The sequence below is a fragment of the Streptomyces sp. sk2.1 genome (assembly GCF_008120935.1).
GTDB lineage: Bacteria > Actinomycetota > Actinomycetes > Streptomycetales > Streptomycetaceae > Streptomyces.
The window spans coordinates 1-20127 of sequence record NZ_RDBO01000072.1 but is presented as its reverse complement, the minus strand read 5'-3'; the positions used below and the strand labels follow the sequence as shown (position 1 = coordinate 20127).

The window sequence follows — 20127 nt, the reverse complement described above, 5'->3', positions numbered from 1 at the left end:
AGGTAGGCCATCCCGAGCACTCCCCGGTAACCCTTCAACCAGCTCGCCCGGTGCCGGTCGACGCGCTCGCGGGTCTCCGCCGCCAGCGGGTGGTCCGGGTGGGTGGCCAGCCACTCCTCGACGTCCGACTGGTAGCCGGACTCGAAGTCCTCCCACTCACCGGCGTCGGCCGTCTCGATCCAGGAGGGCCGGAATCCGGCGGACACCGCGAGTTCGACGAGTCCGGCCAGGTCCTGGTACTCGCCGGCGTGGGCGTCCGGCCACATCGCGTCCAGTTCGGCGGCGGTGGGGGGACGCTGCCAGAAGCCCTCGCCGAGCAGGACCCGCCCTCCCGGCACGACCGTCCGGCGCAGCGCGTCGAGTGCCTCGGCGATGTGCCGCGGGGGTTCCGCCCGGCTGAGGGCGTGACTGGCCCCGAGGCACAGGACGAGGTCGGCGGGTCCGTGGTCCGTCTCCGCGGCGGACCCCTCGACGAACTCCACGCGCCCGCCCAGCCCGCGGGCCTCGGCGTTCGCACGCCCCCGGGCGAGGCTCTCGGTGTCGAGATCGACCCCGACCCCGGTCGCCCCCGGCACCGCGTCGAGGACCCGGAGCATCAACTCCCCCCAGCCACAACCGATGTCCAGGACCCGAGTGGGCATCGTCCGGCCGAGCCTGTCGACCGTCCGAGCGGCGCGGGCCTCGGAAAAGGGGCCGTGAAAGGTGAGCCGCGTCAGGCGCGGGGGAAGATCCGTTTCAGTCATACGGCGCACGCTAACGCCGACGGGACCGTCCTGGACATCGAGTTTCGTTCCGGCGGTCTCGGAGCAGGGCGGCCGTAACGCCCCGTCGCCACAGCTGGTTGTCATGACCGGTCGCCACGGCCGAGCGTGTGCAGGATCCTGTCGAGCCGGGCCTTCCGGGTATCCGGAGCGAGTGCCTGCAGTAACGGCAGGATCAGCTGGTACCGCGCGGTCCTGTCGAGGGCCTCGAACGCCTTGCGGGCCCCGGGGGCCGCGTCGAGCGCCGCCGCCAGCTCGGGCGGTACCGTCGCCGTTCGCTGCGACGCGTAGGCCGCCGCCCACCGGCCGTCCTCCTGGGCCCTGCGAACCTCGGCCAGTCCGGCCTCGCGCATCCGGCCCGCTGCCGTCAGCTTCGCCACCTTGTCCACGTTCACCTGCGACCACAGGCTCCTGGGGCGGCGCGGCACGTATTTCTGCAGGTAGTACTGCTCGTCGAACGACCGGCGCTGGCCGGAGATCCAGCCGTGGCACAGTCCGACGTCGACCATCTCGTCGTCGGTGACCGACGGGATACCGGACTTCTTCCTGGCCACCTTGATCCATACGCCCTCACGGCGCGTGCCGTGCTCGGCCAGCCAGCTCTCGAACGCCTCCGCGTCCGCGAACGCGATGACTTCCACCCCACCGATCTCGTCCATGCGGCCGAGGTTATCGCCCGAGGGCAGAGCGATGTCCCGGACGGAAGCGTGAAAACAACACCCCGGACGGAAGCAACGTCCGGGACTGAAGCGGCGACCCCACTCTTCCGCCGCGGCCGACCGCCGGACAACGGTCCTGGCAGGAAGCTGCCAGGGCGGAAGGCGGTACGGGACGGGGCAGTCGTCAGCTTCGTGCCAACCTTCCGGCTGTCGACGCAGATTCCAACAGGCGTGGCTACGCTCCGTCCGAACTTCTAGGAAAGGCAAGGCAATTGCGTAACCGAATGACACTCGCCATCGCGGCGGCGGCCGGTCTGTTCGTGCTGTCGGCCGCTCCCGCCACGGCCGCCCCGCTCGGTGAGGCCTCGACGGGTGCCCGGGCCGGACAGGCGTGCACGGACGTCAAGCTGTCCGGCTCGCTGCCCGTGCCTCCGGCCGGTACGGCCGTGAAGCAGCAGATCACCATCGGCCCCGACTGCAAGCCGCAGTTGGGCCCGGTGCAGCGGGTGACGAAGGGCGGCGCGGGAGCGGCCGAGGTCTCGGCGAGGACCATCGGTGCCGCCGTCGCCGCGGGCACCCGGCAGGTGAACAGCGCGTCCGAGATGTACGACTGCTGCAACATCCGGATGACCGGCCTCTACACCACCTCCACCTGGACCACCGACGGCACCAGGATCACCACCGCCTCCACCGACGCCACCCAGCAGTGGAACCGCGAGCCGTGGAACGCCGGCTGGTCGCTGGTGTCGTCGAGCAAGAACGCCGACTGCCTCGCCGACTGCGCGGTCTCCAACAACGAGGCGCACGCCTCGTTCTCCTACAAGGGGATCTTCGACACCTCCGGCGACCGGTACGCCAACACGCACCACTCGTACGTGGAGCTGAAGGCCGACGGCACCGCGAGCTGCCGCTTCGACGTCGAGCTCAAGAACACCTTCATCGGCTGGAACTGGCAGCGCAGCTGCCAGTGACCCCGTTCCGTGACGGGGCCGTGCGGCAGWWCTGCCGCACGGCCCCGTCACGTCTCCGTACCCGTACCCGTACCCGTGCGCCGGAGCACCGGTGTCGCGGGCGGCGGGTCGGCTCAGAACTCGTCGGCGCCGTTGCGCAGCTCGTACGTCCAGTAGCCGGTCTTCGCGACCGCGTCGTCGACCGCGATGCCGCCCTTGGGCGCGATGACGGTTTCGCTGCCCTCGGCAGGACCGTCGGCGGCGAAGAGGTTCACGTAGAAGGAGCGGACCGTGTGGGTCTTCTCGTCGACACCACCGTTGTTGATCCGCACGGCCGCGTAGGCCGGGGTGTCGGCGTTCAGCACGATGGGGGTGCCGGGCCTGCTCTTGGCGACGGGCGGAACGTCCTTGGAGGTCTGGGGGAGCTCACCGAACGCGAGCAGCGGGTACTGGAGCAGCGTGCAGGAGCGGCCCGACACGTTGGTCGCGGTCAGTGTGATGTGCGTGGTGGGCACGCCCGGCTGCTTGGCCGCGGAGATCTTCACGTCGCCGACGGTGCAGGCGGGGGTCTTGGCGCGAGCCTTGGGGGCGGCATTCGAAGAGGACTTGGAGGGGGTCTTGGCGGGGGCCTTCTTCTTGACGCCGATCCGGGTGGTGGTGACGACGCCCGAGGCGCCGGAACCGGAGGCGCCCGAGGCGGCGGTGGCCGAGCCCGAGGTGCCCCCGTCCGCCGAGGCGGCGACGGTCGCGGCGACAGTGGCGGCGGAGGTGGCGGCCCCGTTGTCCTTCGTGCCCTCGCCGCCGCCGCAGGCGGTGAGCGTCAGGCCGAGGGCGGCGACGGCGGTCGCGGCGAGTACGGCAGGGCGGCGGATGGAGGTACGCATGTGGGGCTCCCCGTGAGGTGCGGTCGGTGTGGTTCGCCGCCGGGTGCGGCAGCTGGTCCGCTCATAGCCTCGGCTCCTGTCCTGCCGTCGTGCTGACGTCCGACTGACGTTCCGCTGACGCCCCTGCCACCGGCCTCCTGGCCAGTTCACACGACCCGTACCTCGTCCATGCACCTGTTCCGTTTCCGTGCCCGGCCACCAACCCGCACACAACACGGATCCCGGGCCCGGAGCGGCAGAGAGGGTCCGTCAGCAAGCTGACGGACCCTCGTGCGGGATCGGGGCCGACCGGGCTCCGAAGACAGGTCACACCGTCCGGTGGTCGTCCATCGTGACGTACTTCAGTGTGAGCAGTGCGGCCGCGCCGTAACAAACGGCCGTTATGAGGAAAGAGGTGCGCGCTCCCGCATACCAACTGTCGGGATCCGTCAGAACGATGCCGACCGCGGCGACGCCGACCAGTCCGCCGAACTGGCGGTTCGTGTTGAGTGTCGAGCTGGCGATGTTGGCGTGCTTCGCGCCCGCGGACTCCATCAGTGCGAAGGTCATGGCCGGCGCGCCGACGCCGATGCCGAAGTTGGCGATGCCGACGGCCGTGGCCAGCATCCAGTACGGCGTGGAGTCGCTGATGCCGAGGAGCGCCGCGGTCGCCACGCCCGCGAGGGACAGGGCGGCGATCAGCAGTCGACGCGCGCCCCAGCGGGGGCTGTACCGAGCGAATATCAGGTTGCCGACCAGTGGTCCAGCCATCATGGGCAGCATCTGAATTCCGGCCAGAAAAGGCGAGACTCCTCGTGCGTTCTGCAGGAAGAGACCGAGCATGAAGATCCCTCCCATGAGTCCGAAATTGATGAGGAATCCGACGAGATTGGATGCGGTGAAACAGGAATTGCGGAAGAGATCCAGCGGAACGATGGGCGTCGAGGAGCGGCGCTGTTGCACCACCAGCGCGACGAGAAACACGAAGGCCGCCGTACCGGACAGGAGGACGGGGGCCGAGGACCAGCCGAGCGAGGGCCCCTCGATCAGCGTGAAGGAAAGCGCCACGAGCCCGAGAACTCCCAAGGCGTTGCCCAGAACCCGGGGGCGGATGTGCTGTGCCGGGATCTCGGCGACGTATCGCCTGGCCAAAAGGATTCCCGCGATACCGATTGGCAGGTTGAGCATGAAGATGCTGCGCCAGCCGAGCGTGCCGACCAGGACTCCCCCGATCACCGGTCCCAGCGCCGTGAACGTGGAAACGATCGCTGTCCACAGACCCACCATGCGGGTCCGCATCTTGGGATCGGGGAAGGAGTTCGTGAGCAGCGTCAGCGAGGCCGGCATGAACAGGGCGGCTCCCGCCCCCTGCACCATTCTTGAGACGATCAGTGCCGGACCGTTTGAGGACAACCCGCACGCGGCTGACGCCACTACGAATACCGCCATGCCGAGAAGGTAAATCTTCTTGGCGCCGTAGCTGTTTGCCAGCGAACCGGCGAGGAGCAGCAGCGAAGCAAAGGTCAGTACATATCCGTCGATTACCCAAGTGAGTTCGGAGAATTTCAGGTGCAACAAAGTCTGGATCTTCGTGCCGGCGATATTTATGACGGTGGTGTCGACCGTCGCCATGACGAACCCGGCCGCGAGGGCGGCCAGCTTCAGGCCGGGCCCACCACCTGGATCGGATTTCTGGCCGACCGGGTCTCCAGTGACCTGGGTGCTCGCCGCATCGCTGGACATGGTCTCCTTCTGTCGGATTGCTGTCGTCACTTCTTCCGCCCGCACATGCCCGAATTCTCCACAAGTCGGCTTCGGGGGCGCAGATGAGGGGAGGGAACGCCCTCCGGGTCCATTGGACCATTGTCCGCGAGTCGGCCGAGTCCCACAGACGCGAATTCGCCATCATGTACCCGGTCCGACGGCATGTCGTGAGCACGGTGGTCGCCCGCGCGTGCCGACGGTCCGATGTGCGCCGGGAGTGTGAACGGGGCGGCCCCGATCGTCGGGACGAACCCGGTGCGTCGCATCGGTCACGACCTCCCCGACCAGTCGCATTTCTTGCGGGTCGGGGGAGCCGAAGGGGTGTGTGTCCAGCGCTGACCCGGCGTCACCTCGTACGGCGGCCGGCCCTCTCGGCGTCCGGAACGTCCGGTGTCATGGCGGGCCAAGTTGCATGATCCGCCGTCGGCTTTTGAGTTTCATGGGAAAGATTTTGTATTCTGCGGACAGAATTATTTAAATTGCAACCATTGATTTCGCTGTTCTGCCTGCGAATTGGCTTGAGATCGTCGCGTTTCGCTGCAGTGGGCCCGCCGGGTAGGCCCTCGCCCCGGTCGGCTTTGGCCGGCGGTGCCGGCTGCGCAAGGCTCCGGGCGGATGCCGAGCTCTCGGACGGCCGCGGTGACCGTCTTCTCCGGTCAGGGGGAAGGCTCAGGCCGGGCTCGGCCCCGTCAGGAGGGCGAACCCGGCCCGAGGACGGCCGGTCAGTTGAGCTTCAGTGTCGGGTTGCGCAGATCGAGCCACGTCGCCAGGTCGAGGGAACGTTCCAGTACCGTCCGCTGCTGGAGGCTGATGGTGTCCTTGTCCGCCCTCATCGCCTCGCCCAGACGTTCCCGGCTGCACAGTGCCAGCGCCGGGTGATCGCTGGTGAGCAGGTCGGAGACCTGGGACTGGATCGCCGCGAGGTACCGCGGGTCGAAGGTACTGGGGTAGCCGCTCTTCTTGCGGTCGGCCACGGCCGGCGGCAGCAGATCGCGTGTCGCGGCACGCAGAAGGCTCTTCTCCCTGCCGTCGAACGCCTTCAGCGACCACGGGGTGTTGAACACGTACTGCACGAGACGGTGGTCGCAGAACGGGACGCGCACTTCGAGCCCGGCCGCCATGCTCATCCGGTCCTTGCGGTCCAGGAGGGGTTGCATCTTCCGCGTCACGTTCAGATGGCAGACCTGGCGCATCCGCTTCTCCAGGCCGGTCTCGCCCTCCTTCAGCGGGACCTCCTTGAGAGCGTCGATATAGTGGTCCTGGACGTAGGTCCCCAGATCGAGCCGACGTGACAGGTCGTCGCTCAGGAGGCCACCCGCCTCGAAGAGGGAGCCCTTGCCCGCGAGCCAGGGAAAGGTGTCCGCGTAGCGGAACCTGTCCTCGTGGAACCACGGGTAGCCCCCGAACAACTCGTCCGCCGACTCCCCGGAGAGCGCCACCGTCGACTGCTCGCGGACGGCCTTGAAGAGGAGGTGGAGCGAGTTGTCGCGGTCGCCGATCCCGTTCGGGAAGTCCCGCGCGCCGACGGCCGCCCGCCGTACCTCCGGGTCGGCCAGCGCACTGCCGTGGAGCAGGATGTCCCGGTGGTCGCTGCGTACGTGCTCGGCCACCGCGTGCGCGTACGGCGTGTCCAGGGTGGGGGCGAGGGCGATCGCCTTGAAGTTCTCCGCCTGGCCCGGGAAGTCCACATTGAAGCTGCGGACCGTCTCCCCCCGCTCCCCGAGCCGCTGGGCTGCGACGGCGGTGATGACGGAGGAGTCCAGACCGCCGGAGAGCAGCGTGCAGCGGGGGACGTCCGCCACGAGCTGCCGGGAGATGCTGTCCTCCAGAAGCTCCCTGACACGCGCGACGGTGGTCTGCCGGTCGTCCGTGTGGTCATCGGCATCGAGGCTCCAATAGGCGTGCTCCCGCAGCCCGTCGACGTCGGCCACGGCGACGTGACCGGGGCGCAGCTCGCGCATCCCCTCCCAGATCGCGTGCCCCGGGGTCTTGGCGAAGGAGAACATCTCCCGCAGCCCGTCCAGGCCCACCACGGCGGAACAGAGCGGGTTCGCCAGAATCACCTTGGGCTCGGAGCCGAAGAGGACGCCGTCCTCGGTCTCGTAGTAGTAGAAGGGCTTGACGCCCAGCCTGTCCCTGACCATGACGAGCTTCTCGGTACGCGTGTCCCAGACGGCGAAGGCGAACATGCCGTTCAGGTGTTCACCGATCGCCTCGCCCCACTCCACATAGCCGCGGAGCACGACCTCGGTGTCCGATTCGGTGGTGAAACGGTGGCCGCGGCGGCGGAGTTCGTCGCGCAGCTCGGTGTAGTTGTAGGTCTCTCCCGAATAGACCATCACCACGTCGCCGTCGCCGGTCTCCACCCTCATCGGCTGCGCACCGCCGGGCAGGTCGATGACGGCGAGCCGCCGATGGCCGAGGGCGGCGTGCCGGCCCACCCAGGTGTCTCCCGCGTCGGGACCGCGGCAGGCCATGGTCCCGTTCATGCCGTCGAGGACCTGCGGCTGCTGCGTCAGATCCCGACGGTACGACACCCAGCCGGCGATACCGCACATGGCGATCAGTCCTTCCCTCGAAGATGGTCACATCAAGTCCGGCCTCGGTAACCGGTGCCGTCACCCGGTGTCATTCCAGATGGATCACATCTGCCGGGCAGATGGCGATGGAGTCCTCGACCGCTCCCCGCAGCTCGTCGGAGGGCGTGGGGTCCAGAAGGATCACGATCCCGTCCTCGTCCTGGTCGAAGATCTCCGGCGCGACCAGTACGCACTGTCCGGCGCCGCAGCACATGTCCGTGTCGATGGAAATTCTCATGGTTCTCCTCCTCGGGCGCCGACCCGGTGGTGTGCCGGTCGGTCACCAGGTGACCGGAAGCGCATGGCAGCCGTAGACCAACATGTCGCTGCGGAACGGAACTTCCGCGAAATCCACCGCCAGCCGCAGCCCCGGGAAGCGGGCCAGCAGCGTGTTCAAGGAAATCTCCAGTTCGGCACGGGCCAAGGACTGGCCGAGGCACTGGTGCACGCCGTACCCGAAGGCGATGTGGTGCTGGGCGTTCCGACGCCGGATGTCGACGGTGTCGCCGTCGGGGAACTGCTCGGGGTCCCGATTCGCGGAGGCGACGGCACAGATGATCCCCTCGCCCGCCCTGATGAGCCGGCCGCCCACTTCGACGTCCGCGATCGCGGCCCGCCGCGGCCCGCTGCGCGTGATGCTGTGGAACCGCAGCAGCTCCTCCACGGTTCCCGGCATCAGGGAAGGGTCCTTGCGCAGTTCGTCGGCTGCCGACGGATTCCGGATCAGCGTCAGCGCACCGAGCCCGATCATGTTCGCGGTGGTCTCGTGCCCGGCGATCAACAGCAGCGTGGCCGTCCCCGTCACCTCTTCCCGGGTCAACTGGCCCTCGCGCATCCGGTCGTGGACCAGTTCGCTGAGGATGTCGTCGCCCGGGTTCTCCTCCTTGGCCGCGACGAGGTGGCTCAGGTAAGTGCGCAGTTCCTTACGGGCCACGGTGCGCTCGTCCTCCGTGTTCACCCGGGAGAGCACGGTGGCGGTGATCGACTGGAAGAGGTCCCGGTCCTCGTACGGCACGCCGAGCAGCAGGCTGATGACGAGAGACGGAAGCGGAAGTGCCAGGGACCTCACCAGGTCCACGGACCCGCCGGATCCGTCCTTGCGTTTCTGCTCCTCCATCTCGTCGCACAGCCGGTCGGTGATCTGCTGGATGCGGGAGCGCAGCCTGGACACACTCTTCACGGTGAAGGCGTGCGTCAGCATCCGGCGACGGCGGCCGTGCTCAGGAGGGTCGGTGCGGATGAGACTGGCACCCTCGCCCGCGGTCACCATTCCGCTCCGGGGAAATCCTGGAGCGTTCACGTCGGAACTGAACCGGGGATCCGACAGGGCGCTGCGGATGTCCGAGTAGCGCGTCAGCAGCCACGCCCAGCTGTTGTCCGCGAGCGCCACACGACTGACCGGCTGTTCGACACGGAGTCTCGTGTATTCCCGCGGCGGGGAGAAGGGACAGCCCGGCGGAGGCTCGGCGGGCAGAGGGGGGAGTTCCTTCAACGGATCCATGTCAGTCCTTACGTCGTTGTCGTCCCGGCGCGAGCCGGTGATTCCCTCGGGGGCCGGGGAGGTTCCCGTGCTCGTTCCGCCCCCGGACCCCGCGAGCATCGCCCCGTCGGACCGGTGTGGGATGAAGCGGCGGCCCCCTTCCGGGAGGACACAAGGGGGCGTGGGCAAGCCGTGAACGGCACGGGAAGGGTTCCGCGTCACGTGGGCACGGACCTCACGCCCCGCGTTCGATCCACTCCGGAGCGGCACCGGTCGAGGCCGCCGGTTCCTCGTTGCCGGCCGTACGGTTCGGCAGGAACGAATCGGTGGCCGATGTCCCGAAACGCACTGCGGTTTCCTCACCGGTGTCCGGCGCCACGGAGGGTGCGCTCGATTTCGCCGGCCATGTCTTCCTGGCCGTCGGCGAGATAGAAGTGACCTCCCGAGAAGACGTCCAGTTCGAAAGACCCCTCCGTGTGGTCGCTCCAATGGTGCAGTTCGCTGACTTCCACTCGTGGATCCGAGAACCCCGTGAAGCCGCGGATGGGGCATTTGAGAACGGGGCCGGGTGTGTATTCATACGTCTCTGCGGCGTGGTAATCGCTCCGAATCGCGGGGAGGAACATCTTGAGCACGTCCGCGTCGCCGAACATCTCCGAGCCGGTGCCGTCGAGTGCGCGGATGTCATCGGCTATCTCCTCGTCCGAGAGCCGGTGCAGTCCCTTGTCGACATTGCGGTGGGGGGCGGGCCGCCCGGAGACGAAGAGGGCTTCGGGCAGCCTTCCGCCCGACTGCAGTCTCAGCGCGACCTCGTAGGCGAGCGTCGCTCCCATGCTGTGTCCGAACAGGGCGTAGGGACCGTCGAGTCGTGGACCCACCGCCTCCACGACGCGGTCGGCCAGCTCGTGAATGTGCGGAATATTGGCTTCGGACCTGCGGTCCTGACGCCCCGGGTACTGCATGGACCACACATCGATCTCCGGGGCCAGCCTGTGCGAGAACGGAAAGAAGAAGCTGGCGGATCCGCCTGAATGAGGGAAACAGAGCAGCCGGTATCGGGCCTCGGGCGAAGGATGGAACCTGCGCACCCAAGCTGTTTCTTTAACGGGGTTACCCACCACGCCGCGCACTCCAAATCATTCTTCCCAATGAACCGGGCGAAGCCTCGCGGTTGCACATGATGCCCGGACGGCATGGCAGCAGCAATCCCCTACTCCCGAGGAGCGGGCCGGTAGGGGGGCAGGTGAAAACGGTCGTCGGCAGTAGGGGATTTCGGTGAGAAAGGACCCTGCCTAACCTCTGGCGAGAAGGGCGTGCACTGCCCCACCTCGCACTCGCCCCCGGAGGAAACGTGAAGGAAATAGTCGATGCCATCGTCTCCACCGAGGCGACGTCCGACGACTACGCGGCGCTGCCACTCCCCGACAGCTATCGAGGCATCGCCGTCCGCAAGACGGACATCGGAATGTTCGATGGACTGGACTCGGGGGTGAAGGATCCCCGCAAATCCCTTCAGCTCATGGACGTCCCGGTGCCGGAGCTCGGTCCGGGCGAGGCGTTGGTGGCCGTCATGGCGAGCTCGGTGAACTACAACACCGTGTGGTCGTCGATCTTCGAGCCGCTGCCGACCTTCGGTTTCCTGGAGCGGTACGCCAGGCGGTTCCCCGGCGCCGCCCGCCACGACCTGCCGTACCACGTCCTCGGTTCCGACCTGGCGGGCGTCGTCCTGCGCACCGGCCCCGGCGTCAACGCCTGGAACCCCGGTGACGAGGTCGTGGCGCACTGCCTGTCGGTGGAGCTGGAGTCCTCCGACGGGCACAACGACACGATGCTCGACCCGGAGCAGCGCATCTGGGGCTTCGAGACCAACTTCGGCGGCCTCGCCGAGATCGCGCTCGTCAAGTCCAACCAGCTGATGCCCAAGCCGAAGCACCTGAGCTGGGAGGAGGCCGCGGCCCCCGGTCTGGTCAACTCGACCGCGTACCGCCAGCTGGTGTCCCGCAACGGCGCGGGCATGAAGCAGGGCGACAACGTGCTGATCCCGCAACGGCGCGGGCATGAAGCAGGGCGACAACGTGCTGATCTGGGGCGCCAGCGGCGGACTCGGTTCGTACGCGACCCAGTTCGCCCTGGCCGGCGGCGCCAACCCGATCTGTGTGGTCTCCTCCCCCGAGAAGGCCGACATCTGCCGCTCCATGGGCGCCGAGGCGGTCATCGACCGCAACGCCGAGGGGTACCGGTTCTGGAAGGACGAGCGGACCCAGGACCCGCGCGAGTGGAAGCGCTTCGGCAAGCGCATCCGCGAGCTGACCGGCGGCGAGGACGTGGACATCGTCTTCGAGCACCCCGGCCGCGAGACCTTCGGCGCCTCCGTCTACGTCACCCGCAAGGGCGGCACCATCACCACCTGCGCCTCGACCTCGGGCTACATGCACGAGTACGACAACCGCTACCTGTGGATGTCGCTGAAGCGGATCATCGGCTCGCACTTCGCCAACTACCGCGAGGCGTGGGAGGCCAACCGCCTGATCGCCAAGGGGAAGATCCACCCCACCCTCTCCAAGGTCCACTCCCTGGAGGAGACCGGCCAGGCCGCGTACGAGGTGCACCGCAACCTCCACCAGGGCAAGGTCGGCGTGCTGGCCCTGGCCCCGCGCGAGGGACTCGGCGTCCGGGACGAGGAAATGCGCGAGAAGCACATCGACGCCATCAACCGATTCCGCACACCACTGACCTGAGCATCCGGGACCCAAGTCGATGAGAACCAGGGGAATAGACGTGCAGGACATAGTGGGCCCCGGCCGTGCCGTCGGAATCGTGGGACTCGGGACGGTCGGCGAGTCGTTGTTGAACATGGTGGTCGCCACCGGGTGCCCGGTGGTCGGTGTGGACCACGACCCGGATGTCGTCACCAGGGTCGGGCAACGCCTCAAGCGCAAGGACAGCGACGGGGCCGGGGAGTCCGCCTCCTGCACGCTGACCACCGAGATCACCGCGCTGGCCGATGCCGGTGTCGTGGTGGAGGCGGTGGCCGAGGACCCGGCCGCCAAGCGCGACGTGCTTCGCCGACTGCGTCAGGTCTGCCCGCCCGACACGGCGATCGTCACCACGAGCTCCTCACTGCCCCTCTTCCCTCTCGGCACCGCCTCGGGGTGCCCCGACCGCATCGTCGGCCTTCGCATGGTGCGCCCGCCGGCGAGGGGAAGGTGTGCCGAAGTCGTACGCACCTCGGTGACGTCCGACGAAACAGCCGATGTGGCGGAACGCCTCGCGACAGCCATCGGCCTCGAACTCGCCGTTCTCGGGCAACGCGCGAGTGATTTTGCCGCTCGGCTCGTCCACTCCTACCTCAACCGCGCCGTTGCCATGATCGCGGAGGGTTTTGCCTCCCCCCGCGACATCGACACCGCCATGCGGCTCGGCTGCGGACTGCCGTCCGGTCCGTTGGAGCTGATCGACGAGCTGGGCGTGGACGGGGTCCACGACTGCCTGGAGTCTCGTCGGCGCCACACCGGCGAGGAGGCATTCCGCCCGGTGCCGCTCCTGACCTCGATGCTTCGGGGGAACCTCCTGGGAAGGAAGACCGGCCAGGGCTTCCACGGTTACGACGGCCGAGGACTGCCGGGTGCGCGGACCCCCGACGAGTGGGACCGTACGCGGTCCCCGGCGACCGACCGGCCCGTGGGCCACGTCGGCGTACTCGGTTCCGGCACGATGGCACGCGGCATCGCGGAGGTGTGCGCCACGGCAGGGTTCCGCGTCACGTTGGTGGCCCGCAGTACCGACAAGGCCCAAAGTGCCACGAAGGCCATCGAGGCATCGCTGGTCAGGGCGGTGCGCAGGGGCAGGATCACCCCGGCACGAAAAGGGGCGGCGTGCGCCGCGCTCGCCACCGTCGACGACGTCTCGGCGCTCTTCGACTGCGACTTGGTCATCGAGGCCGTCGTGGAGGACCTCCAGGTCAAGCGCGCCGTTTTCGCGCAGCTCGGGGAGGTGTGCCGACCCGGCACGATCCTGGCCACCACCACCTCCAGTCTGTCCGTCGCGGCCTGTACCGCTCCGGCCGGCCGCCCCGGGAGAACGCTGGGCCTGCACTTCTTCAACCCCGCGCCCGTGATGAGACTGGTGGAGCTGGTACGGACACCGGACACGGCCGACCACGTGCTGGACGTGGGCCGCGCGTTCTGTGCCGACCTCGGCAAGGTGTCCGTGGCCTGCCCCGACCGAGCCGGTTTCATCGTCAACCGGCTCCTCTTCCCCTACCTCGCGGACGCGGTGCGGTTGTTGGACGACGCGGCTCTCGACGTCGAGGCTCTCGACACCGCGGTGCAACGGGGATTCGGATATCCGATGGGACCGTTCGCCCTGCTCGACGTCATCGGCCTGGATGTCTCCCTGGCGATCCTGGAACGTCTGCACGCCGAGTTCCCCGAGGCCGGCTGCGAACCACCGGCCGTTCTCGGGGAGTTGGTGAGCGGGGGTCACCTCGGGCGCAAGACGGGCCGGGGACTGCGCAGGGCGTGAGAGCCCGCTCATGCTCTCAGGAAGTCCGCCGAGTTCAGCGCCGGGGAGAGTCCCGTACGGCCCCGCACCCCCAGCTTCCGGTAGACACGGGTCAGATGCTGCTCGACGGTACTGGGGGTGACCCCGAGCTGCTCGGCGATCTCCCGGTTGGTGAGACCCTCCTGCGCGAGCTGGGCCACCCGGTGTTCGGCCCTGCTCAGCGCGGGAAGCTCTTCGGTCACCACCGGCGGCCTCGCGCCGACGCCGCCCAACCGGTCGTACAGTGCCTGCGCCTGCTTGCGCAGCCACGGGCTGCCCGTGTCAGGCTGGGCGAGCTCCTCCGTCAGGAGGCGCACCGCCTCGTCCCTGTCGCCGAGTTCGGCGAGTGCTTCGGCGGCGTGGACGCGCCAGGCCGTGAAGACGGACACCCTGAGGTTCCACGCGTCCATCAGGTCCCGGCACGCGTAGAAATCGCCGAGCGCCGCCTGGTGACGCCCCGCGGCCAGGTGGAGGCGGCCACGCGCCTGCAGGTAGTGCAGTCCGGGCAGGGACTGGAACATCAACTGGGGTACGGGGACGCGGAAGCATTCGGCCGCCGTGTCGAGGTCCCCGAGACCGGCGCAGGCGAGAACCTTGGCGGAGAGCGGCAGGCCGATGGCCACCCCCCAGGCCGAGGGGGGCAGCAGTGCCAGGGCCTGCTCCGCGCGGGTCAGCGCGGTCGTGAAATTGCCCAGCCAGCTCTCCAGGATCGCGCTGGCGGCCAACAGGAGCGCCTGGCAGGTGGTCGTGTACTCCGAGCAGCCCACGACCAGCCGGTTGCACCAGTCCGCAGCCCGTGCGAGGCGCGCGGCGCGGATCAGCGAGATCAACGCGGCCATCGTCGGGGCCAGATGCGGTCGGTGCGGCACCTGTGCCTGCAGGAGTTGCTCAGCGGCCTCGCAGGCGTCCTCGGTGGGGCCCTCGGTCAGCAGTGAGGCGAGCACCAGCGCTCCGTCCCACTGCGGATCCACGGACATGATGCACTGGCCCGGATCGTGCGGGGGCTCCAGTGGGGCGTCCCGGTACCGTGCGCCGTAGGTGGGAAAGAAGTATGCGAACCAGACGCGCAAGGCCTTCAGACGGGCACGTGTGTCCTGGGACAGATCCTCTCGCGCGGCTTCGAGTTCGGCGAGGATGTCGCCGGCCTCCTGCGTCCGCCCCGACCACAGCAGATACATGCCCAGCAGCAGACTGTGTTCCCTGCTCAGTCGGCCGGCCCGATGCTCATCGAGCAGATCGGTCAGGTGCCAGCGCACCGCCCCGGGGTCCATCTCCCACTCCGCCTGCGCCAGTTCGGCCCGGACCACCGCACGGGTCGAGCCGTCGGCGGATGCGTCGTACGCGGAACGGAGGAAGGCGACGGCCCGCTCGGCGTCGTGCTCGTGCAGTGCCTGGGCGGCCGCTTCCCGCAGGGCTATGACGGCCCATGGCTCCGGGGCGGGCCGCGCGTGGATCAAATGACCTGCCACTTCACCCAGTTCGGCGTTGCTCTCGCGCAGTGCCAGCGCGGCGCTTCGATGCAGCAGCGTCCGTTCGTCGCCCGGGATCCTCTCCAGCACCACGTCACGCGCTGCCTCCAGGTGGTAGCGGAGGCCGTCGGTCAGGCCGGATGCTTCCAGGGCATTGCGTGAACGCGCGGCCTCACCGGCGGACATGCCCAGGTGGTGCAGCAGGCGCTCCACCCGCTCCTCGGTGGCCGACTCCCCGAGGACGGCGAGAGCCCGCGCGGTCCGCAGCCCGTCCTCGGTCATCAGACCGTGGAGGTACTGAACGGCGAACCGGACCGCGTCGCCACCGGGCGGAGGGGGTATTGCGCCCCGGCCGGTTTCGCCCGGTGCGCCGGAACCCGACCAGTCCTTCAGCAGCGCGTGCAGCAGCAGAGGGCTTCCTCCGGACGCCCTGCGCCACAGGGACACGGTCCGGTCGCAGATGCCGCTTCCCATGTGCTCGACGAGCACTTCCTTGACGCACGAAGCGCACAACGCGGCAAGGCGCAGCAGCGAGCAGCTGGGATTGCGCATGTACTCGGCGGTCAGCAACAGACTCTGCTGGGGGAGGGCGGAACTTCCGGTGAGCAGGATGAGAACGCGCAGCGGGGCCACACGATGGATGACGTAGAGCAGGCATCGCAGGGACTCGTGGTCCATGTCGTGGATGTCGTCGACGGTGACGATCACAGGTGTGTGCTCGGCGAGCAGACTGACGGCATCGTGCACCGCGGCGGCGACCTGGGCCGACGAATCGCACATGGCCGCGATCTCGTCCATGGAGTAACCCAGGGAGGACAGGAGCTGGGCAACGACGCCCAGCGGGGACGAGCGCTCCGCAGCCGATGCCGTGGCGCTCAGCACGGTGGCGCCCGCCCGTTCGGCCCGGTCCTTGACGTAGTCGACCACCCCGGTCTTCCCGACCCCGGGCGGCCCGAGAACCAGGGCGGCCTGTCCCCTACCGTCACGGGCATTCCTAAAAAGTCTGTCAAGAAGTTGTTGGGCTCGACATCGCTCTGCCAACTCCATTCCGGACATCGCTCCCTTTCGGACACTTGATTTCGGCCGTGTGTACTGTTCATGCAATCAGAGCATGCCCCGCGAGGTTTCCCCTACCCCAGTGATTCTCGCGGTGTCGATGCCCGCGCGCCGCGATGCCGGACGGGCCGTGGCCGGATCGTTCGGGGCCTCGATGTACGGAGAATTAGGGGTGGATTCCACCCCCCTAATCATCAACTCCTTTCGGGATGAGGGCTTCTTGCGGCACGTCCGGGCATTGGCTAGCGTGCAAATGCCTCGCGAAGCCTCTCTCGGCGGTGCGGTATGCGTATGACGCGTTGACGCCTGCCCGAGAAACACCCGGCCCTATACCGGATTTGTGGGAACGGGCCCCGGCCGGCAGAAGTGAAGGGATGACGGAACAGTGGACTCATGGTTTGCCGGTCCGGGCGCCGTGACACCGCTCGGTGGAGACGCGTCGAGCACATGGGCCGCGATGCGGAGCGGCGCCGACGGAATTGGGCACATGGCGGACGGTCGGGTTCGAGGGCTGCCCGTCCGGATCGCCGGGAGCCCTGCGGCGAATCCCGCCGACACCCGGGCGCGGACCGGAGTCCGTCGACTCGACCGTACGGAGCGGATCGCCCCCGCCGCGGCCCGGGGAGGCCCGGCGGGAAGCCGGCTCTCCGGAACTTTCCCCTGAGCCCGAGCGCCGCGCCGATGCCGTTGCGACCGACGGAGCGGAGGCCCGCGTGCCGCCCCCTGCCGCTCGCGTCACCGACCCGGGACGTGGCGGGACGGACGCGCGCCATGGCCCCGACGCCGCGCGGCGGTGCCATGACGCGACCCGCAACCCGCGGCAAGTGGATGCGCACATCGACCCGAATGCGGTCACGGACGAGCTGCGCACGGGACGGTTCGGGGCCGTATTGGTCAATTCCTTCTGATTTGACGGGTGCGGCGTCCCGCTCGTCTTCGGCCATGCCCGACAGCCACGAGACCCTTGGAAGAAACCCATGAAATCCGAGATGAACGAGAAGTGTCCCATCCGTCTCGACATCGATTTCTACAGAGATCCGCACTCCGTCTACCAGGCGATAAAGAAAAGCGGAAACAAACCCACTCGGGTCGTTCTCGAAACAGGTATGGCCTATCTGCCGCCGAACCTGCATGCCTGGATGGTGACTTCCTGCGAGGACGTCGAATTCGTGCTGCGGGATCCCCGGTTCCGTAAAAGCATAGAAGAGGCAATGCCGTTGTTCGCGTCGAGCGCCCGGGACAACGGACAGGGGCAGGACCGGAGCTCGCTGCTCTACGACAACATGGCGAACAACGACCCACCGGTCCATACCGCCCTGCGCAAGCCGCTCAACAGCCACTTCACCGCGCGTGCCGTGGCGCCCAAGCGCCGGGCCATGCGGGAACTGGCCGATTCGGTCCTGGACTCCGTCGCGGGACAGGAGTCGTTCGACCTCGTCCAGGACTTCGCCTTCCCCTACTCGATCGGAGTCATCTGTGACACGCTCGGGGTTCCGCGCGAGGACCGCGAGACGTTCCACCACTGGGTACAGACGATCACCGGTGACGCGGCCCCCGAGGTGCTCCGGCGCGATGCGCAGCGGATGGTCGGCTATCTGCGCGGCCTCATCGCGCGGCGACGGGAGACGGGCACCGACGACATCCTGACGCAACTCGCCGTCTCGCTCACCGAATCGCAGGCGGTCGCCCAGGCGTACGCGCTGCTCGCCGCCGGGTACGAGACCTCGGCGAACCTGATCGTCACGGGACTGCTGGTGCTGGAGTCGGACCCGGAGCAGAAGGCCCGCGTCTGGCAGGACCGTTCGCTCGTGCCGACCGCGGTGGAAGAGATGCTGCGCCATCAGTCCCCCTTCAATCTGTCGCTGTACCGGTACGCCACCGAGTCGGTCGACGTGGGCGGGGTGACCATTCCGGCCGGCTCCATCGTGTTCCTGGCCTTCGCCGCGGCCAACCGCGACGACGCGCGTTTCGAGGAGCCCGACCGCTTCACGGTCGACAAGCCGCGCCGTGAACACCTGGCCTTCGGCGGCGGCATCCACAACTGCATCGGAAAACACCTCGCGCGCCTGGAGGCGGAAGTCGCGTTCGACGCCCTTGTCCGACGCTGTCCGGAACTCTCCGTCCGCACACCGCCCCAGCACATGGAGTGGAAGGCCAGCCCCACCTTCCGGGGACTCAGGAACCTCGTCGTCGCCCCTGGACCACGGCCGTCCCGCCCGGGCACGGCAGAAGCAGGCGGAGCGGCCCGATGACCGCACGGACCCACCGACAGCAACCGACACCGTCGTACGGGGAACCGGGCGCTGCCCCCATGGCTGTCATCGGCCTGTCGTGCCACTTCCCCGGCGCCGCCGACCCGGGGAAGTTCTGGCGCAACCTCATGTCCGCGACGGACAGCGTGGGCACCGCCCCGCCCGGTCGCTGGGAGGAGCGCGTCGGGCCCGCGCCCGCCGAACTCCGCACATCCGTACGGCACGGCGGCTTCATCGAGGGCATCGACGAGTTCGACGCCAGATTCTTCGGCATCGCCCGGCGCGAGGCGGAGCACATGGACCCGCAACAGCGGCTCCTGCTGGAACTCGCATGGCAGGCGCTGGAGGACGCCGCCGTCTCCCCGCACCAACTGCGCGCGACGCGCTGGGGCGTCTACGTGGGAGCGTGCGCCGACGACTTCAGGACGCAGTACTTCGCCTCCGGACGCCTCGACAGGTTCGGGCACATGGGTGCGAGCCGTTCGCTGCTGGCGGGGCGCGTCTCCCACCACCTCGGGCTGCGCGGACCCAGTGAGGTCGTCGACACCGGCCAGTCGTCCTCCCTGTGCGCCGTGCACCGGGCGATCGCGAGCCTGCGGCTGGACGAATGCGATGCCGCGCTCGTCGCCGGCGTCAACCTCAACCTCCTGCCGGACGTCACCGACCAGATCCAGCTGTGGGGTGGGCTGTCCCCCGACGGCCGCTGCCGCACCTTCGACGAGCAGGCCGACGGATACGTCCGCGCCGAAGGGGGCGGCGTCGTCGTGCTCAAGCCGCTGGAGGCCGCCGTACGCGACGGCGACCACGTCTACTGCGTGGTGCGCGGCAGCGCCACCAACAACGACGGGGGCAGAGCCGGTCTCGGCGTCCCCAGCCCGGACGCCCAGCGCGAGGTGATCGAAGCCGCCCACCGCGCCGCGGGGGTCACGGGTGCGTCGGTCGGCTACGTCGAACTGCACGGCACGGGCACGCCCGTGGGCGATCCGGTCGAGGCCGCCGCCCTCGGTGAGGCCATCGGAAGGCGGCGCTCGCGGACCACGCCGTTGCTCGTGGGCTCGGTCAAGTCGAACATCGGGCACCTGGAGTCGGCGGCGGGCATCGCCGGATTCATCAAGGCATGTCTGGCACTGCACCACGGGCAGCTGCCGCCGACCCTGCACCATCGCCGGAGCCCCGGGAAACTGCCGCTGGCGGACCTCAACCTTCGAGTCGTCGGTGCGGACCGGGAGGAGAACCTGGGGGCCGGTGAACTCGTCGGGGTCAGTTCGTTCGGGATGGGCGGCACCAACGTCCATGTCGTCCTGGCGAGTTCGCCCGGCGCGACGGATCCCTCCGAGCGCCCCGCCCCGGACACCGTGTGGTGTCTTTCCGGCCGTACCCGCGAAGCGGTCCGCGCACTGGCCCGCGCTCTCCTCGAACACCCCTTTCCCGGGGAGCGCTGCACCGTGGGCGATGTGGCGTGGTCCCTCGTCCAGCGTGACGAGGGCGAACACCGGGCCGCGGTGGTCGGCGGTCGCTGGGACGAGATGCGCGACGGGCTGCGCAAGGTCGTGACSSGTCACGACCTGGCCATCCCGGCGGACTGGCTTCACGAGGGAGGAACCGACCGGGTCGCCTGGGTCTCCGTCGCCGGTGCCTACGCCGCCCACGGAGGTCTTGCCGAGGTCGCGGATCGCCTGGGAACAGGACTGCGCAAGGTGCCCGGCCTGCCCACGTACCCCTTCGAACGCGACACCTTTCACGGACCCACCC

13 protein-coding genes and 1 pseudogene are annotated in these 20127 nt (G+C 68.6%); 5 read left to right on the top strand and 9 right to left on the bottom strand.

Translation table 11 applies throughout. The features are described 5' to 3' along the window. Together EAO76_RS26175 and EAO76_RS26170 are read right to left on the bottom strand one after the other, a co-directional pair. Positions 1-743 (bottom strand): cyclopropane-fatty-acyl-phospholipid synthase family protein (locus EAO76_RS26175; RefSeq protein ID WP_148838392.1); only part of this gene is annotated, 743 nt, incomplete at its 3' end. Positions 744-844: 101 nt separating this feature from the next. Beyond that, positions 845-1420: a YdeI family protein gene (locus tag EAO76_RS26170; RefSeq protein ID WP_148838391.1), complete on the bottom strand. Its 576-nt coding sequence runs from the start codon at positions 1418-1420 to the stop codon at positions 845-847. Positions 1421-1704: 284 nt separating this feature from the next. Here EAO76_RS26170 and EAO76_RS26165 point away from each other — a divergent pair, with 284 nt between their 5' ends. Beyond that, a complete protein-coding gene (locus EAO76_RS26165; protein ID WP_262375760.1) occupies positions 1705-2391 on the top strand; it encodes a hypothetical protein in 687 nt (228 codons plus the stop codon). A 113-nt stretch (positions 2392-2504) separates the two neighbouring features. On the opposite strand, the gene EAO76_RS26160 is transcribed toward EAO76_RS26165, so the two are convergent. The 6 genes from EAO76_RS26160 to EAO76_RS26135 all read right to left on the bottom strand — a co-directional run bounded on the left by EAO76_RS26160 (position 2505) and on the right by EAO76_RS26135 (position 10177). Further along, positions 2505-3254 carry a DUF4232 domain-containing protein gene (locus EAO76_RS26160; RefSeq protein WP_148838389.1) on the bottom strand — a complete coding sequence of 250 codons (750 nt, stop codon included), beginning with the start codon at positions 3252-3254 and terminating at the stop codon, positions 2505-2507. 306 nt (positions 3255-3560) lie between these two features. Continuing rightward, the gene (locus tag EAO76_RS26155) at positions 3561-4976 is read right to left on the bottom strand and encodes an MFS transporter (protein ID WP_148838388.1); all 1416 of its coding nucleotides are present in this window, start codon (positions 4974-4976) and stop codon (positions 3561-3563) included. A 743-nt stretch (positions 4977-5719) separates the two neighbouring features. Next, positions 5720-7555, bottom strand: coding sequence for an asparagine synthase (glutamine-hydrolyzing) (asnB, locus tag EAO76_RS26150; RefSeq protein ID WP_148838387.1), 1836 nt, complete (start codon positions 7553-7555; stop codon positions 5720-5722). Between the two features lie 70 nt (positions 7556-7625). After that, positions 7626-7814, bottom strand: coding sequence for a ferredoxin (locus EAO76_RS26145; RefSeq protein ID WP_148838386.1), 189 nt, complete (start codon positions 7812-7814; stop codon positions 7626-7628). Positions 7815-7856: 42 nt separating this feature from the next. Continuing rightward, on the bottom strand, positions 7857-8966 hold the full coding sequence (locus EAO76_RS26140) for a cytochrome P450 (RefSeq protein ID WP_316248374.1): 1110 nt from the start codon (positions 8964-8966) through the stop codon (positions 7857-7859). A 449-nt stretch (positions 8967-9415) separates the two neighbouring features. Further along, positions 9416-10177, bottom strand: a complete 762-nt coding sequence (locus EAO76_RS26135; protein WP_262375759.1) for a thioesterase II family protein — start codon at positions 10175-10177, stop codon at positions 9416-9418. A 230-nt stretch (positions 10178-10407) separates the two neighbouring features. Between EAO76_RS26135 and ccrA the strand changes: the two are divergent. Both ccrA and EAO76_RS26125 read left to right on the top strand, forming a co-directional pair. Next, a pseudogene (gene ccrA / locus EAO76_RS26130) lies at positions 10408-11794 on the top strand (crotonyl-CoA carboxylase/reductase). A 40-nt stretch (positions 11795-11834) separates the two neighbouring features. Beyond that, positions 11835-13580 (top strand): 3-hydroxyacyl-CoA dehydrogenase family protein, encoded by a 1746-nt coding sequence (locus tag EAO76_RS26125; protein ID WP_262375758.1) that lies wholly within the window; start codon positions 11835-11837, stop codon positions 13578-13580. Between the two features lie 8 nt (positions 13581-13588). Here EAO76_RS26125 and EAO76_RS26120 read toward each other — a convergent pair whose 3' ends face one another. Continuing rightward, the gene (locus EAO76_RS26120) at positions 13589-16114 is read right to left on the bottom strand and encodes a LuxR family transcriptional regulator (protein ID WP_187438803.1); all 2526 of its coding nucleotides are present in this window, start codon (positions 16112-16114) and stop codon (positions 13589-13591) included. Between the two features lie 1220 nt (positions 16115-17334). Between EAO76_RS26120 and EAO76_RS26115 the strand changes: the two genes are divergently transcribed. Further along, positions 17335-18375 (top strand): cytochrome P450, encoded by a 1041-nt coding sequence (locus EAO76_RS26115; RefSeq protein ID WP_262375757.1) that lies wholly within the window; start codon positions 17335-17337, stop codon positions 18373-18375. Positions 18376-18434: 59 nt separating this feature from the next. Next, positions 18435-20127 (top strand): polyketide synthase (locus EAO76_RS26110; protein WP_262375756.1); only part of this gene is annotated, 1693 nt, incomplete at its 3' end.

What these genes read in the sequence shown, in the direction of transcription:
- EAO76_RS26170 (WP_148838391.1), bottom strand. Translation starts at nt 1,420, where the DNA reads ATGGACGAGATCGGTGGGGTGGAAGTCATCGCGTTCGCGGACGCGGAG.
- EAO76_RS26165 (WP_262375760.1), top strand. Translation starts at nt 1,705, where the DNA reads ATGACACTCGCCATCGCGGCGGCGGCCGGTCTGTTCGTGCTGTCGGCC.
- EAO76_RS26160 (WP_148838389.1), bottom strand. Translation starts at nt 3,254, where the DNA reads ATGCGTACCTCCATCCGCCGCCCTGCCGTACTCGCCGCGACCGCCGTC.
- EAO76_RS26155 (WP_148838388.1), bottom strand. Translation starts at nt 4,976, where the DNA reads ATGTCCAGCGATGCGGCGAGCACCCAGGTCACTGGAGACCCGGTCGGC.
- asnB (WP_148838387.1), bottom strand. Translation starts at nt 7,555, where the DNA reads ATGTGCGGTATCGCCGGCTGGGTGTCGTACCGTCGGGATCTGACGCAG.
- EAO76_RS26145 (WP_148838386.1), bottom strand. Translation starts at nt 7,814, where the DNA reads ATGAGAATTTCCATCGACACGGACATGTGCTGCGGCGCCGGACAGTGC.
- EAO76_RS26120 (WP_187438803.1), bottom strand. Translation starts at nt 16,114, where the DNA reads ATGGAGTTGGCAGAGCGATGTCGAGCCCAACAACTTCTTGACAGACTT.
- EAO76_RS26115 (WP_262375757.1), top strand. Translation starts at nt 17,335, where the DNA reads ATGCCGTTGTTCGCGTCGAGCGCCCGGGACAACGGACAGGGGCAGGAC.